At 50.3% G+C, this 15180-nt stretch carries 3 protein-coding genes; 1 reads left to right on the top strand and 2 read right to left on the bottom strand.

Annotated elements, in window-relative coordinates; translation table 11 throughout:
• Together IPF95_17775 and IPF95_17770 are read right to left on the bottom strand one after the other, a co-directional pair.
• A partial coding sequence (locus tag IPF95_17775) for a hypothetical protein (protein MBK6476532.1) occupies positions 1–381 on the bottom strand: 381 nt, incomplete at its 3' end.
• A 676-nt stretch (positions 382–1057) separates the two neighbouring features.
• The gene (locus tag IPF95_17770; GenBank protein ID MBK6476531.1) at positions 1058–5485 is read right to left on the bottom strand and encodes a T9SS type A sorting domain-containing protein; all 4428 of its coding nucleotides are present in this window, start codon (positions 5483–5485) and stop codon (positions 1058–1060) included.
• A 1478-nt stretch (positions 5486–6963) separates the two neighbouring features.
• Between IPF95_17770 and IPF95_17765 the strand changes: the two genes are divergently transcribed.
• Positions 6964–14604, top strand: a complete 7641-nt coding sequence (locus tag IPF95_17765) for a T9SS type A sorting domain-containing protein (GenBank protein ID MBK6476530.1) — start codon at positions 6964–6966, stop codon at positions 14602–14604.
• The last annotated feature ends 576 nt before the right edge of the window (positions 14605–15180 follow it).

Raw genomic sequence — 15180 nt, 5'->3', positions numbered from 1 at the left:
AGGATATTCCCAGAAGCGGATCTTCCAGAGTTCATCGAACGCAGGGCAATCCAGCAGTGTAACGGTGGTATCCTCCGGTACAAAGCAGAATTCCACTTGGTATTTGCGGAAGAGGTTCACCTGTTCAAGGTTCGCTTTGCTCGGTACCGCGCCTTGTGCCTGTTGAACGAAAAGTGCACGTGTTAGCGGCGAGGTCTCGATGATCTTTCCTTGGAATTCCTTGACGAGGAAAAGCGTGAAAAGTTCATTGTTCAGCCCGGTATTCAATCCGAGCCCGAACGTATACGTCGCCAGCGGTGGGGGAGGTCCGCCTGCCCCTGAACGAAGGGAGCAGACCACCAGCACGCTAGCCAGCATGAAGCGCATAAACGATCGGAACATCTATGCGAAGGTACGGCGGAACGGTAGTGTTGTCTATTTCAATTCACGGCAATTGGGCCTTGAACTCTCTCCATGCTGGAATTGCCATACGGCAGGTGAAATAGTGCGTGTCCATACGTTTGATCGAAGAATTCATCAGGGCGCTATCTCGTCCCGCGATTCGGCGGACTTAAAACAATACGCAACGCATAGTCGATGGGTCAAGACCCATCGCTATGCTATTACGCCCTTTCAGGGCTTTACACTATGCTTTGATCCGAGCTACGACCCGGAGAGCGGTCCCCTTCCTCACGTCATCCAAACAGATCTATCATGGATCAGGACTATCTGCGCCATCTGCGTCATCTGCGGTCCGCTTCCTCACTCCATCCAAACAGATCCTTCTGCGTAATCTGCGTCATCTGCGGTCCCCTTCCTCACTCCATCCAAACAGATCCATCTGCGTAATCTGCGTCATCTGCGGTCCCCTTCCTCACTCCATCCAAACAGATCCATCTGCGTAATCTGCGTCATCTGCGGTCCCCTTACCACGCCATCCAGAGTAGATCTATCATACTTATCCTAACCATCAGCGTCATCTGCGTCCTGCCTGCCGCAGGCACGGTTCCTCTTTCGCCCCACCCAAAAATGAAAAAGGGCCACCGAAGCAGCCCTTTCCCATAGGTTTTGGTAGAGACTATTGTTTCACGAACGGTACCACACCATGTGGTGCACCCTCCGCAGTGGTTATGCGCACGAAGTACGTTCCACGCTCGAGTTTCTCGATCGGTAGTGTAACACGTTGCACCCCTTCCATGGAGCGCATTTCTCCCACTGCACGGCCGCCGCTATCCGTAATGCGGATGATCAGCAATTGTTCCTGTGTTTCGGAGAATACGAGTTCCGCATTATCGTGCGCTGGGTTCGGTACAACGATCACTTCCGTGCGTTGTTTGAACTCTGCGCTTACCATGTTGGAAAGTGCTGAAGCTCCGTCGAAGTCCACTTGGGTAAGGCGGTAGTAGTTAACGCCCATCAATGGGAACTGATCCGTGAAGGCATAGCGCGTTAATTGCTGCGTAGTACCTGCTGCGGTAACGGTGCCGATCTGCTCGAAACGTTCGCCATCGCCACTACGCTGTACTACGAAGTGGGAACTGTTGTTCTCGCTTGCGGTGCTCCATGTAAGGTCCACTGTGCTGGTGCGCGGATGCGCTTCCAATTCCAGCAATTCCACCGGAAGGATCATACAATCCAACATGTTCGGTGAGCCCATCTGCCAGGTCACACTGTAACCGGAACCGGTGTGGTGGTAGTCATTCACGAACATGATGAAGATCTCACCCACGTTAACGCTGGAGAAGCCAGGTGTCCAGCCGTCAATAACATCCGTGTAAGGTGTGGCAGGTGCTCCAAATTGTGGATTGGCCCAAGCAACATTATTAATACCCATTCCAGTTGCATAGTCACCTGTAACTGTGTTCGTAACATTTGATGATGTATAGCTGCAACGCTTCGGTGCACCAGTCGGCAACGGACACAACGTGCTCATGGTATTTCCTGCAGGGAATGGACCCCAAATGGCCCAATCGTAGTCCTCATTACCGCTCGGTGTGATCGTCATCCCCAACGTACCGCTCGTGTTGGCAGCAAATGCATACCAAGAGCCGATGCGTTCACCACCAGCTAAGCAACCCCAATTGATGTTGGAGAGGTCGTTCGTGCAACCTGGATTAGCGAATCCTGCGGAAACCGGATCACCGGTACATAGGGTGAATGCACCTAAGCAATCCCCTTGTGGTGTGGCTGTGTAACCTTCCGTAACACAGATCCCGAAACTTCCACGTGCTCCACTATACCCCCATACGCGCACATAATACACGGTGCTTGGGGCGAGTGGATTACAGCGCCGATCGATCTCCGGCATATTGCCCGGTCCATCATCATCATCGCATTCCACCATAACAAAGGGTCCTGCACAACTGGCCGCGGAATAGACGGCCATACCACCATCTGTGAGCGTTCCTGCTTCCGTAGTGATCAATACCTCCCCATCCAACGGAGTGGTGAATTTGAACCAAACGTCCCCGCCTTGGTAATTTCCACAACCTGCGTTGGATATACCCGGTGTACTGCCAGCATTCGTGTTATTGGATGTAGTATAGGAACATGAAGGAGTAACGGGAAGCACAGTTGCAGGGAACGGTGCACAGGGGTTATCATTGGGTGCCCTAGGAGCACATGTAATAGACGCTGACCAACCGGAAGATATAATTGAAAAATCCGTAATGAAGCGGAACGTAAGACACTGGCCGGAAGAGATGAACGGACCAGGAATAGCCGTACCCCAGAAGGATCCAGGACCCGCGGTAGGCCCGTTACCTGTGCCATTGGTACTAGCGATCTGCGGTGAAGCCGTGTTGGGCCCGTCATACACATATAACTTATCCCAATTGGCTTCCAGACTGAACTGGTTGAATGTAACATTCACGACCTGACCGGCCGGTGCACAAATTGTGTACGTCACATCCACATTATTCGCATAATTCCCAGCGCCACCAGGATCAAGGAATGTGTTTCCACAGCTAAGGCCAGGAGGCGGCGGTGGAGGAGGTGGTGGGCCACAGATCACCTGTGCCGCCCAATTACCGGTTACTGAAGCGTCTGAATAAAATTCCAGAAATAGGCAACCTCCACCAATCGCTGGGTTACCACTAATATCCGGAATACCTGCACCCCACCATGCTCCTGGACCATTGTTCGGTGCAAATCCCGCAGGGTTGCCACTACTTATTAAATTGGCTGGGATAGCAGAAGTGCCGTAATAGATATATAAATGATCCCAGTTGTTTTCAACCTGGAACGTGGACCAATCCAAGGTAACAACATCACCAGGATTATTGGGACAATAGAAAGCCGTCCAAGTTGGGTTAGGCGGATTGCCTATGTTGATGGGATAACCGGCTCCGACACCACCGGGGTCATATACGAATGATCCACAATCACCAACAGGTGGTACCTGTGCCACCCCGGGAGCACAAGTGATCTTGGCCAAATAGCCAGGTCTAACAATGATGAAGTCACTGGTGAAGACCAAGGTCAAACAACCCGTTGGATTCAATGCGGATATACTCGCTGTAACCACGCCTGGGCTGTTCGTACCCGTATACGTGCCGATCAGCGGCGCCCCAGCTGAAGTACCGTCATATATGGATAAGAAGTCCCAACCCTGTTCCAGATCGAATTGCGAAAACGTTAAGGTAACGGCATCTCCGGCTTTGGTGGAACAATATTGATCTGTCGTTGTCAGACTATTGCCGTAATCCGCGAGCGGACCACCGGGGTCAGTAACGTTGCCAATGCACAACGTGGGGTCCGTTCGTTGGGCGCAAATATTGAAAGTGCCATCCGCTCCAGCTTCACGCCAAACGCGCACGTACAGTTGCTGACCCGGAGAAATGGTAGGGACATTCAAGGTTAAATTGGGCATACCTGCACCTCCGTTCTGGCATCCACCCAGTGGGGTTAGCGCAAGATTATTCGTAGCGCAAGAACCTGTAGCGGCGTAAACTTGAAAGGCTCCATTCAACAACGTGCCAGCAGTGGTTTGGAACGCAATTCCATACGGTGCGGGAAGGTCGCTAGGAACGGTAACCGTGTACCACACATCAGTAGGGATCAGACCCGCACAAACAGGGTACGGAACGCCAATAGTGCCACCAGGAAAAGCATTTGCTGTCTGGGATGCATTTTCGGTTGTTCCACTAACAGGTGAACAAGTTGGGGTTACATCCAAACTGATCGCACCACATGGGTTATCATTCGTTGGTGGAATGTTCTCCGTAACGCACAGATTGAACGTTCCTTGGAGAGCGTTAAGGTCATTGAATAGGCGCACATAAATTGTTTGACCAGCTACCAGTGGAGGAGCAATTCCAGCAAGTTGGCTATTGATCCGCGGCATGTTCCCGGGTCCAGCATTATTATCACACGCAATTTGCGTCAACGTTCCGGCACAAGGCGTACCCGCGGTCAGGCGATACCAGGACATGGCCATCTCATCCAATGTTCCAGCAGAAGCTTCAATGGTCAACGCACCGGAAGGCGGCACGGTGAACTGGAACCATACATCACCTCCATCTGGCGCACCAACGCAAGTAAGCGGCGGTGAAAGCGTCATGGACGAACTTAGTGGTTGTGCATTCGTCGTGTTGTACTCAACAGGCGTTACGCACGTGCCTGGTGTTGGTAAGAGGAACGGAGTACACGGATTATCGTTCACAGGTGGTAACGGCTCGTATGCACATATGGAGAAAGCACCGTTCTCATTGGCATTACGCTCCCAATACCGGATGTAAATGATCTCATTAGCAGCCAGACCTAAGGCGAATGCGTCAATACTTACGCCGGCATCTCCCCCAGAGGGTGCATTGAACCCCTCAATGGAGCACAACCCAATATTCGCACCGCTTCCCGGTAACATGCTCAACGTTCCTGTACATAAGGCTGTAGAACTCCTGTACAACCCGAAAGCACCAGCACAGACCCCACCATCCGTGGTCTCAATAGCTATAAGCCCGGATGGAGGTACCGCTACTTGGAACCACACATCACCACCATTGAATTGCGTTGATGGTGCGGTGCATAAGGTTGTTGGAGAACCGGGTGTCAAGGTCTGTGTTGCACCTACCGTTGTTCCTGCTGTAATACTAGAACAGTTATTAGGCAATGGGCTAGGTATCAACGTAGCACCGCAGGGTTCATCATTCGGGGGAGGTGTATTCGGCCCCAAATAGGTAACGCGAAGTTGAACAGTAGCCGTAATTGGAGTACCACACGTATTCAAGTAAAAATAAGCGCGATACGTGCCCGAAACTGTAGGGTTGAACAATACAGAAGCATGACCACCTATTGTACCGCAACCATCATCATCACACACCCCGGTTACTTGCGTAAAGGGACTGGTGTTGGAATGAATAAATAGCAGTGTATTTGCAGGAAGAAGGGTGTTGCAAAGGTCAACGCGGTACCGGTTGCCGGCGATAACATTAAATCGTTGATAGGTTCTTCCTGCAGTTTGAGCTGATTGCACGAATGTACCGGGTGGGGCTGCTGGCGCTGCCATAGGAGCAATTATGTTAATTGGCCCACTCGGAGCACAAGTACACGCGTTACAATCTGGGAGTTGTGCCTGACCCAAGACATTCGGCATTGTACATGCAACCACAAAAGCGAAGAAAAATAAACGGAGTAAAGTTGTTCTCATCGCTATGCGCTGGGTTTTACAGAAAAGTGATAGCATCTATTCATTGAATGCGCATTACTCGAAAAATACGATCTATCACGGATCACGGTGGCATTCTTTCCTGTGTCCATACTACGTGTTAACTCAATGTTCGGTGCGCAATATCGCATGTTTACATGATGCATGTCCATAGCAGACCAAAAGTTAGGGCATAAAGTTACGGATAGAATGACTGATGATCAACATCGGCAAAGTGCACATGACCAAGCATAGGATCCAAAGTGTTTTTACTTGCAATTGTTTGATTATCCTAATGTTATCAAGTAGACGAAGTTGTGGGTACAGGGTTGCCTCTACATAACATACGAAACGACCACCTTGTTCAGACCATCCATGGATAGCGGTTGGTTTCCGATATAGTGGTGAATTTGGCAGTCGGATGAATAGCAGAACAGGGGCTTATCCCATCCCGTCCATGGGTTGAATGGAATTTCGCTGTGCGCTGAGCTGAATTCCTTGGGGAATATGGAGTGACCCACGTTCCCGAGTTCCATTTGCATTCATCAACATCCTTTACTTTTAATGAGGGAGGTCATCCGATGGAATTGCAAGGCACTGCATAGAGCCGGATCCGAGTTCCTTGATCCATGCAGGATCCTACATCGTATAGGTGACGTTATGGAAATACTTCCGTTGCATTCAATTCCTATTGGTGAAATGCGGGATCTTGGGCAATCCATGAAATGGATCCACGCGTGGTATGCCTTTTGCAAGAGATCTTCGATCGTGTTCCTCGTTCCATTGGTGCAACGGCTATTATCATCGTTATGGTCCGGAAGTGATCCTGGGATCTATCGGTAATTTGCCGGTGCAGTGGTTGGATACGATCAGTTGAATGTCGGTTTATCGGCAATTTAAGTGTACTTATCGGCTGGGAACTGTTCTTGATGGAATCCCAATAGGCTGTTGATAAATCAACCATGCCGCCGCACTTTGGAACTGGTCAAGGCCGCACGCGGACGAGCGTTATTTAAATGGTTGCCTCCTGTTGATAAAATTTTATTAGTTGGTTCCTTCATATGGATCATATACTTTGCGATCCCAAGCAGTGGTCCATTTTAGTTCAAACCCTAATCAAGCGACAGCCAAGATCACACGGAAAGTGTGGTCGTCCAAAAACCAGATCAACTCAAATGCCTCGAATGCATTGGTCAATGTTCCACAATGGTTAATTGTCCTATAGAATGCGAACAGGCACCATCACTAGTATGGTACCTTACTCTTTTAGCGTTGGTGGCCCGCATTGGCTGCTATCCTTAGTCCTTTAGTCCTTTTAACTTTAACCAAAACCAAACAAGATGAAGTTTGATAACTCGAAGTCAGCGCCTTGGCGACGAACGTCGAAGTGGCGTAATGGGTTGATGCTCGGCGCGCTACTCGCGCTTGGTACGAACATTTCCGCCCAAGTGAATACCTACACATTCTCTCAACCCGTTGGCACGTTCACTCCTATTACCGGTGGAACGGTATTGGGTAGCACTACATCGGATGATCAACGTTTTGTAACACCGGTAACGCCTTTAGGTGGTACTACCACCACCGGTATCGGATTCCCGATCGGGTTCGATCTCTTCTTTAACGGGCAAGTGTATAACCGTGTTGCGGTCAATACGAACGGGTGGCTCAGTTTCGGCAACTCTGCGCTGACACCATCGGTGAACAATGCTTCTACAAGCTCTTATACCCCGTTGGCCTCGACGTCCGCAACCACTCCAACGCACCTACGTAGCCGCATTGCGGCCATGGCGCGTGACCTACAGGGTCAAGCCGGATCGGAAATGAGGATCCAAACCATCGGCACCACGCCCAATCAGGTTTGTGTTGTGCAATGGTTAGGGATGCGCAGATACGGCGCTGCGGGTGAGAGCTTCAACTTCCAGGCCCGATTGAATGAAGTGGATAATACAGTGGAGGTCGTATTCGGCTCCATGACCTGGAGCGCAACTTCGAACACGTGCACTATTGGATTGGGAGGAACAACGGTTGCAGATTTCAACAGTCGCACAACTACAACAAATTGGAATGCGACCACAGCAAGTAGCGTTGTCGGTGATGTATGTTATTTCGGCACCAGCCCGGCGGTCACTGTTCCGGTATCCGGTACGTCCTTCAAATGGACGCCAGGGGCTATACCTACTTGTTTTGGCCCGACCGCATTGGCTACCACGACCGTTGCATCCACGAGTGCTTCATTCGGTTGGGGCGCTCCTAGTACAGGCACTCCACCGGTCGTTTACAATTGGAAGGTTGTTCTTGCAGGTGCGGGTAGTGCTGGAGCTGCGGTGGCTTCAGGTTCTACTGCAGGTTTTACGGCCACAGCAGGCTCTTTGACCGCGAACACAAGTTATGATATATGGGTACAATCCAACTGCGGAAGTGAGACCAGCTCATATGCAGGGCCGGTCAACTTCTTTACGGGCTATTGCCCATCCACTAGATCTGGAGTTACGACTATCCGTCACATTACCAATTTTGTTACGACGGGTGGAGTAACGAACATCTCGAATCCTTCTGGAGGTATTTCGCCTAGTGGTTATGGAGATTTTACGGCGCAATCTGTTAGTCAGTTTGAAACAGGACTTGTGAATTTCACCATATCCTGTAGCACGGATCCAGATACGTATGGAATAGGCGTCTGGGTGGATCTTAACAATGACCTGGATTTCTCGGATCCAGGTGAAACGATGTACCTATCCACGACATACATGGATACTCCTTTCAGCAATTCATTCACGGTACCACTGGGTACACCGATCGGATCGTACCGCATGCGTGTAAAGACTGATTGGCTTGCGGGTATACCACCTCCTTGCGGAACAACGAGTACAAATTGCGAGACTGAGGATTACACCTTGAATGTTGTGGCTCCACCAACCTGCCAAGCCCCAACCGGAGTTACTGCGATCAACCCTACCACGGATGGAGCGGATGTTTCATGGACATGCGTTACCTGCTCGGTAGCTGATGACTTCGTTGTTGAGTACGGTGCGCCAGGATTTACTCCGGGTACAGGTATCGCAGCAGGGGCTGGTGGTACTGTTTGGACCGGTACTGTGGTTTCAGGAAGTTCTGTAACGCTTACGGGTCTTTCTGGCCTAACAGCATATTCAGTTGTGGTGCGCGAGCGTTGTGGCCCTGGTGAATTCAGTGCAAACTCATCCGTAGCGAATTTTGCCACACTATGTGGCGGAACCACGTGCGACTATATGGTTCGTTTCGCTGACCTATACGGAGATGGTTGGGATAATTCGGAATGGCAAGTGAAGCAGAACGGCGTTGTTGTGGCAACAATTGGCCCACAACTTCTTGGGTGTGGTGATGGTGTAAACGACTATATGGATATTCCAGTAACGATCTGCGAAGGAGCTACTGTTACCTTGGAATGGACCAACTTAGGTAATTACCCGGATGAGAAAGCACTCCAGTTCTACAATCCGTTCGGTGTTCTATTGTATGACCATCGTGGTACGGGACCATACACGAATTGTCCAGGTGCCAATTGGACCAGTGCGAACAGTGCAGGAACGACGGGTGTGAAATTCACCACTACAAGCAATTGTACGCCTCCAACCTGTAGCGTTACTCCATCGTTTGTGGATGATTGTTTAGCTGGAACGTATGATATCACACTAACGGATATCGATGTAACCGGTAACGGAACCATCCAGTATTCATTGAATGGTGTGGCCCAAGATGATGTTGATTTCACTCCTCCTTCCACGACCATAGCGGGTATTGATGTTGCTCAAGCGGCATTCATCACGTTGGTTACGGACGATGGTTGCACGAATGAGATCGGTAATGTGCAAAGTGCTTGCGCCGTTGAGCTTGATTGTGCTGCAACTTCACCATTGCCATTCCAACATTGCTATTCGAATGGTGACACGCGTACATGGTACTTCCATACACCAGAGGTTGGTGGTGCCATCGATCTGAAGTTCTTGCCCGGATCCGAACTTGGAGCTGGCGATAACGTGATCTTCTGGAACGGTGTTCCTGGAGCATCCGTACAGATCGGTTCTTACAGTGGTGATATGAGCAACCTCACGTTCACTGGACAGACCAATCAATACCTTGGTGTTTCCATCACCACGAATGGTTCAGGTTCATGTGAAGATGGATTGGACGGAACAGCTTGGAATTTCACGGTACGTTGCAGCGGGTGTACAGAGCCTGTGGGACTGGTGTTGTTGCCACCCGATAACGGAGAGGCGGTTGATTGCAGTGCTGGAACGTTTGAAGCGAGTGTGTATGTTGAATCATTTGGTATTAATGGTACAGGACCGAATGCTGGATCTCCACCTGCTACAACCACAATTTCATGGACTGCTGGCGGTGTTGCACAGTTACCGATCGTTCTTACGCAGACCTCGGATGAATCCGGTTTGCTGACCTCACTCGGTTCATGGCCGTTGGGCGTTGAAATTGATGTGACCTTGCTCCATGGCAATGGTGAAACAGTGTGTAACAACCCTATTGGGTCTGATTTGACCATTCCGTTAAGTGCATGCCCACCACCAAATGATGATTGTGCGAATGCGATCACCATTACTGTTGGAGCACCGGGTTCATGCCCTGCAAGTGGAATTGGAGGGGATACGTTCGGTGCATCCATGACAGGCGCTCAGCCTTCATGTGCAACCGGAACTGTTTCAGATGTATGGTACTTCATGGATACGAACGGATTTGCACAACCTTCCATGTCGGTTACCGGTGCTACTGGGCCAATAGGTCTGGAGTTGTACACAGCGTGTGGAGGAGTAGCAGGAATTTGCAACAATGATCTAACCATCTTGACGCAGCCCTTCACCTTCAACGTTCCACCGGACCAGTATTACATGCGTTTCTATACCCTAGAAGGGAACCAGAGTGCATTTACGGTTTGTGTTGAAGCAGAACCTGCAGGATATGAGTGCGACGGAGCGATCAACATTCCAAGTGCTCCTGTAACCAACCAAAGTTTGGTGTGCAGTTCAGTACCAAGCCCTGGTATTCTGAATGCGACCAACGTCCCTGTTGCTTGCGGTAGTGCTAGTAATTCCTACAAAGGCGCAAATGAAGCATTATACACCTTTACGCCATCAGTATCGGGTAATTATGCGATCTCATACACCGGATTATCATGGAGTTCGATCTTCGTATACGCTGATGCCTGCCCAACGAATTTGGGTACATGTGTTGGTTCTGCGGGATCATCTGCCACTGCGGTGAGTCTGGTCGTAGCCTTGAACTTTGGCACGACATACTATGTCTGGTTCGATAACTGGCCTTCTCCGAATGAAAGCCCTTGCCCAGGAACATTCAGCTTGCAGCTGATCCCACCAGCACCTGCGAATGATGATTGCGCAGCAGCTATTCCCTTGGATGCAACGTCCCTGACATGTACCCCTACGGATGGAAATACCGCGAGTGCTACGCAATCTTTTGCTGGTTGCTCTGGCACGGCCAATGATGATGTATGGTACTCGTTCTTGGCAACGGAGACCTCACATGTTATTCGTGTGAATGGTTACGGTACGTTCGATCCTGTATTCGAGTTGTTCGATGGAGGTTCGGATCCTGGTGTTTGTCCTGTAGCAGGTCCTGGCATTACGTGTCAGAATGCAACCGGTGCTGCGAATCTTGAGACCTTTACCGCTGTCGGTCTGAGCATTGGTAACAGGTACTTTGTGCGTGTGTATGACTCTGGAACAGGTATTTCCTATAGCACTGCACCGAGCTTCAACATCTGCGTTACAAGATTACCTCTTTGTACACCTCCAACAGCAACTGCTGCAACCGGTATTACAACTGGAACAGCGAATGCTACTTGGACACCGAATCCGGGTGGCTCAGGTACCAACTTCATTGTGGAGTATGGATTAGCTTCAAACTTTACCACGCCAGGAACCGGCCTTACAAATGGGGCCAATGGTACAGTGATCCTTGGAGCGACATCACCTCAGTCACTTGGTGCATTGAGTGATAATACGCAGTATCGCTATTTCGTCCGTCAGAATTGTGAGGGAACGGGTGATGGATTCAGCGCGAACAGCAATGCGGTCACCTTTACCACACTTTCGTTGCCTACTGTGAATGATAACTGTGCGCAAGCGATCTCCTTGGCCAATAACAACTTTACCTGTGTGAATATTTCAGGTACGGCTCTTGGAGCGACGCAATCGCAGCCTGCCACATGCGGTGGTACGGCGGACGATGACGTATGGTACAAGTTCGTAGCCCTTGGTGCGAACTATTCATTGAGCGTTGATGGTAACGGGGACTATGATGGTGTTCTGGAGGTGTTCAGTTCAACAGGATCATGCGCGAGTTTGGTAAGCATGGGCTGTACCGATGGCACCTTTGGTGGTGGAGTGGAGACCAAGCAGTTGATCGGTCTGGACATTGGAGCGACCTATTATGCGCGTACATACCACTGGTATAGTACGGCTGCAACGGACCCAACGTTCAGCGTGTGTTTGGTGCGGTTATCAGATTGTTTACCACCATCCGGTATCACAACATCGAACGTTACCGCTTCGAGCGCTGACGTGAACGTACCTGGATCGCCAACTGCGAACTATGTACTTGAGTATGGTCTTCAGTCCAACTTCACGGTTCCTGGTGTTGATGGAACAGCTGGAACGAACGGAACGGTGATCGCATTCACTGGAAATCTCCAGCAGATCCCTGGTCTTGCTGTGACGACCGGCTATCGTTACTTCGTGCGTCGTGATTGTGGATCGGGCATATACACTGCGAATGTCGGCGGGTTTACGTTTACCACGCTTGGACTTCCACCTGCGAATGACCTTTGTACAAACGCGATCCCGGTCACATGTGGTAACACCTATACGGGTACCAACGTTAACGCAACGGATGATGGTCTTCCTAGCTTGGCGGGTACAACTTTCAATCCCACCATTACGAACGGAGTATGGTGGAAGTATGTAGGGGATGACCAAACGGTTACACTTTCACTCTGCGCCTCTAGCTTCGATACACGTATTCACGTGTGGTCTGGATCATGTGGATCTCCAGTTGGTGTTGGCGGTAATGATGACGACTGTGGTCTACAGAGCGAGGTAACCTTCGGTGCCGCACTGGGAACTACCTACTACATTGTGGTAGAGGGTTATGGAACTTCTTCCGGAAGCATTAACATGGTGGTTACATGTGGTCCTTATTGTGCTCCACCTGCGAATAGCGCATGTACGAGTGCACAATCGATCACACCAAGTCCTGTTGGCTTCTGCAATCCGGTAGCTGGTACTACGGCGTGTGCAGAATCTTCAGGAGGTGCGAATCCAACGTGTGCTGCAACATTCCAAACCTATCAGGATGTGTATTACACCTTCACAGCGGCTGGTTCAGCGCATCCGATGCAGGTGAATGAGGTGGTACCCGGTACGTTGTCGTTCTGGGCATTGTATGAGGCAGCATGTGGTGGGCAGCAGGATTTCTGCAGCACTACCTTCAACAGCCCGGTCAGTGTAACAGGGTTAACGCCTGGTGCGGTGTACAAGATCCGCATTGGATCCCAGGTTGATGCTGATTTCGACATCTGCATTGGTGCTCCAACATGTGAGCAGGATGTTGCTGTAGAATGGCAACTCGGTGCTACTGGTGCTATCCCAGCATGGGAGATGCGTCAAGTAGGTACAGACCTTGTGGTTGCTAGTGGTGGTGGTTTCAACCCTGGTGTACCGTTCGCGGTGTATCCTGAGGTCGTATGCTTACCTCCTGGTAATTTCTACTTCGCTATGTTGGGACCTTTGGATGCTGGCGGCGGTTACAAGGTTCGTTTGAGCCAAGCACCGTTCACCCGTTTCATTGACAACACGCAATCCGTTGGATACAACCCGATCGCTGAAGTTGCAGGAGTACCTGCTGCGCTTGGTAGCAATGGTCCATTGCAGATCCCAGTTGGGTCGAATGACCTGTTGTATAGCAGTTGCGACAAGTATTTCTGGGCAACCGGAGAGTATGTTGTTGCGAACGAAGATCCGGATGTGGCAGCTACTTGGTTGGCTAATCAGCCTAATGCAGCGCAATCCGGCACAAGCGGATACGATTTCTGGTTCTACAATCCGGATGGAGGGTATAGCTATATCCGCCAGCGTCGTCACAATGTGTCAGACAACTTTGCTTCCATCGGTAGCGCACGTACGTGCCACATGAAAGTGAACAACTGGGCGGCAGCGAACCACATTCCTGAGTTTGTTGAAGTGAATGTTCGTGTACGTGCTGTGGTGAACAATGTGCCTAAGAAGTGGGGACCTGCTTGCAGATTCACACGTAACGAGGCGTTGGCGAACTGCACACCTACCAAGTTGTTCGATATACCGGGCCACTTCGCGTATAGCTGTGGTGTAACCCGTGCGTTCAATACGGCGACTGCGAACCGTTTGTATGCACGCCCTGTTGCTGGTGCTACCAAATATCGTTTCCACATCTTCAATGGTGAGACCGATATCACCCTGGAGCGCACGGTGTACTATCTGACACTAGGTTGGAATGTATCAGTAGCTCCTCCTCTTGGGGATGAGCAGGTGTATGATGTAACGGTAGAAGCCTTCGTAGGCGGACAATACTGCCCAGTTGGTGAAGTATGTACTGTTACGATCTGCAACACACCTTCGTCGTGTGTAGGTCCTGTGGCCGGTGGTCAACAGAACAGTGTATTGGATACGGATGGAGCCTTCCTCATGTGGCCTAACCCGAACAACGGTGCTCAGTTGAATGTGAACTTGAGCGGAGTTGAAGAAGGAACGAACACGGTGAGCATGGATGTATTCGACCTCAGCGGTAAGCGCATCATCACCCGTACGCTAGCCGTACAGGATGGTTTCGTGAACCAAGTGGTAGACCTGAACGGAGAGATCTCCACCGGTATGTACATGGTGAAGATGACAGCCGGCGAGCAGGTATACACTGAGCGTTTGATGATCCAGAAGTGATCCAAGAACTGATCGGCATTTAGCCGACAAAGCGGAAGGGGCCGTCTCGAAAGGGATGGCCCCTTTTTCGTTTAGTAGTGATCGAATGCGGCTTATACCATTTAGTCATTCAAAATCATCCGACCTACTCGCTCTTTTTGTCCAATCCATCACCGAAAAAATAGTTCCGTAGCCATGGCTATGCGACGATTTTTTCGGAGTATCTTGATCAAAAATAGCTTCGCATCTTTGGATGCCTTTGTATGACTAAATGGTATTATGCCACTCTATGTTCGTACCGACAGATTACTGAAGAGAACTGAGCGGGTTTGCAAGTGAACCAGATCATACCACAGGCATAGGGCCTATCGAAATTATTGGACTTGCATACCATCTGAGGCTTAAATGGAATTTGAGGCTTCGGGCTATTCTGTAATTCGAAATGGTATTATGGTGATCACGGTGGAAGTGGATGTACTTTACAAAAGCCCCCACACCCACGCCTTCCGAGTATTGGTGATCCTGTTGGGAACCATAACCCAGCGGCCTAGAGCAACATACGCGGGTGGTAGCTCGTGGTGCCGCTGCCCTTGTACG

This window comes from Flavobacteriales bacterium, assembly GCA_016704485.1.
GTDB lineage: Bacteria > Bacteroidota > Bacteroidia > Flavobacteriales_F > PHOS-HE28 > PHOS-HE28.
The sequence above is the reverse complement of the archived record's forward strand: the minus strand, read 5'-3'. Positions and strand labels throughout refer to the sequence as shown.

Bases quoted from the DNA above. Each gene is read 5' to 3' on its own strand.
- IPF95_17770 (MBK6476531.1), bottom strand. From the start codon at position 5,485: ATGGCAGCGCCAGCAGCCCCACCCGGTACATTCGTGCAATCAGCTCAA.
- IPF95_17765 (MBK6476530.1), top strand. From the start codon at position 6,964: ATGAAGTTTGATAACTCGAAGTCAGCGCCTTGGCGACGAACGTCGAAG.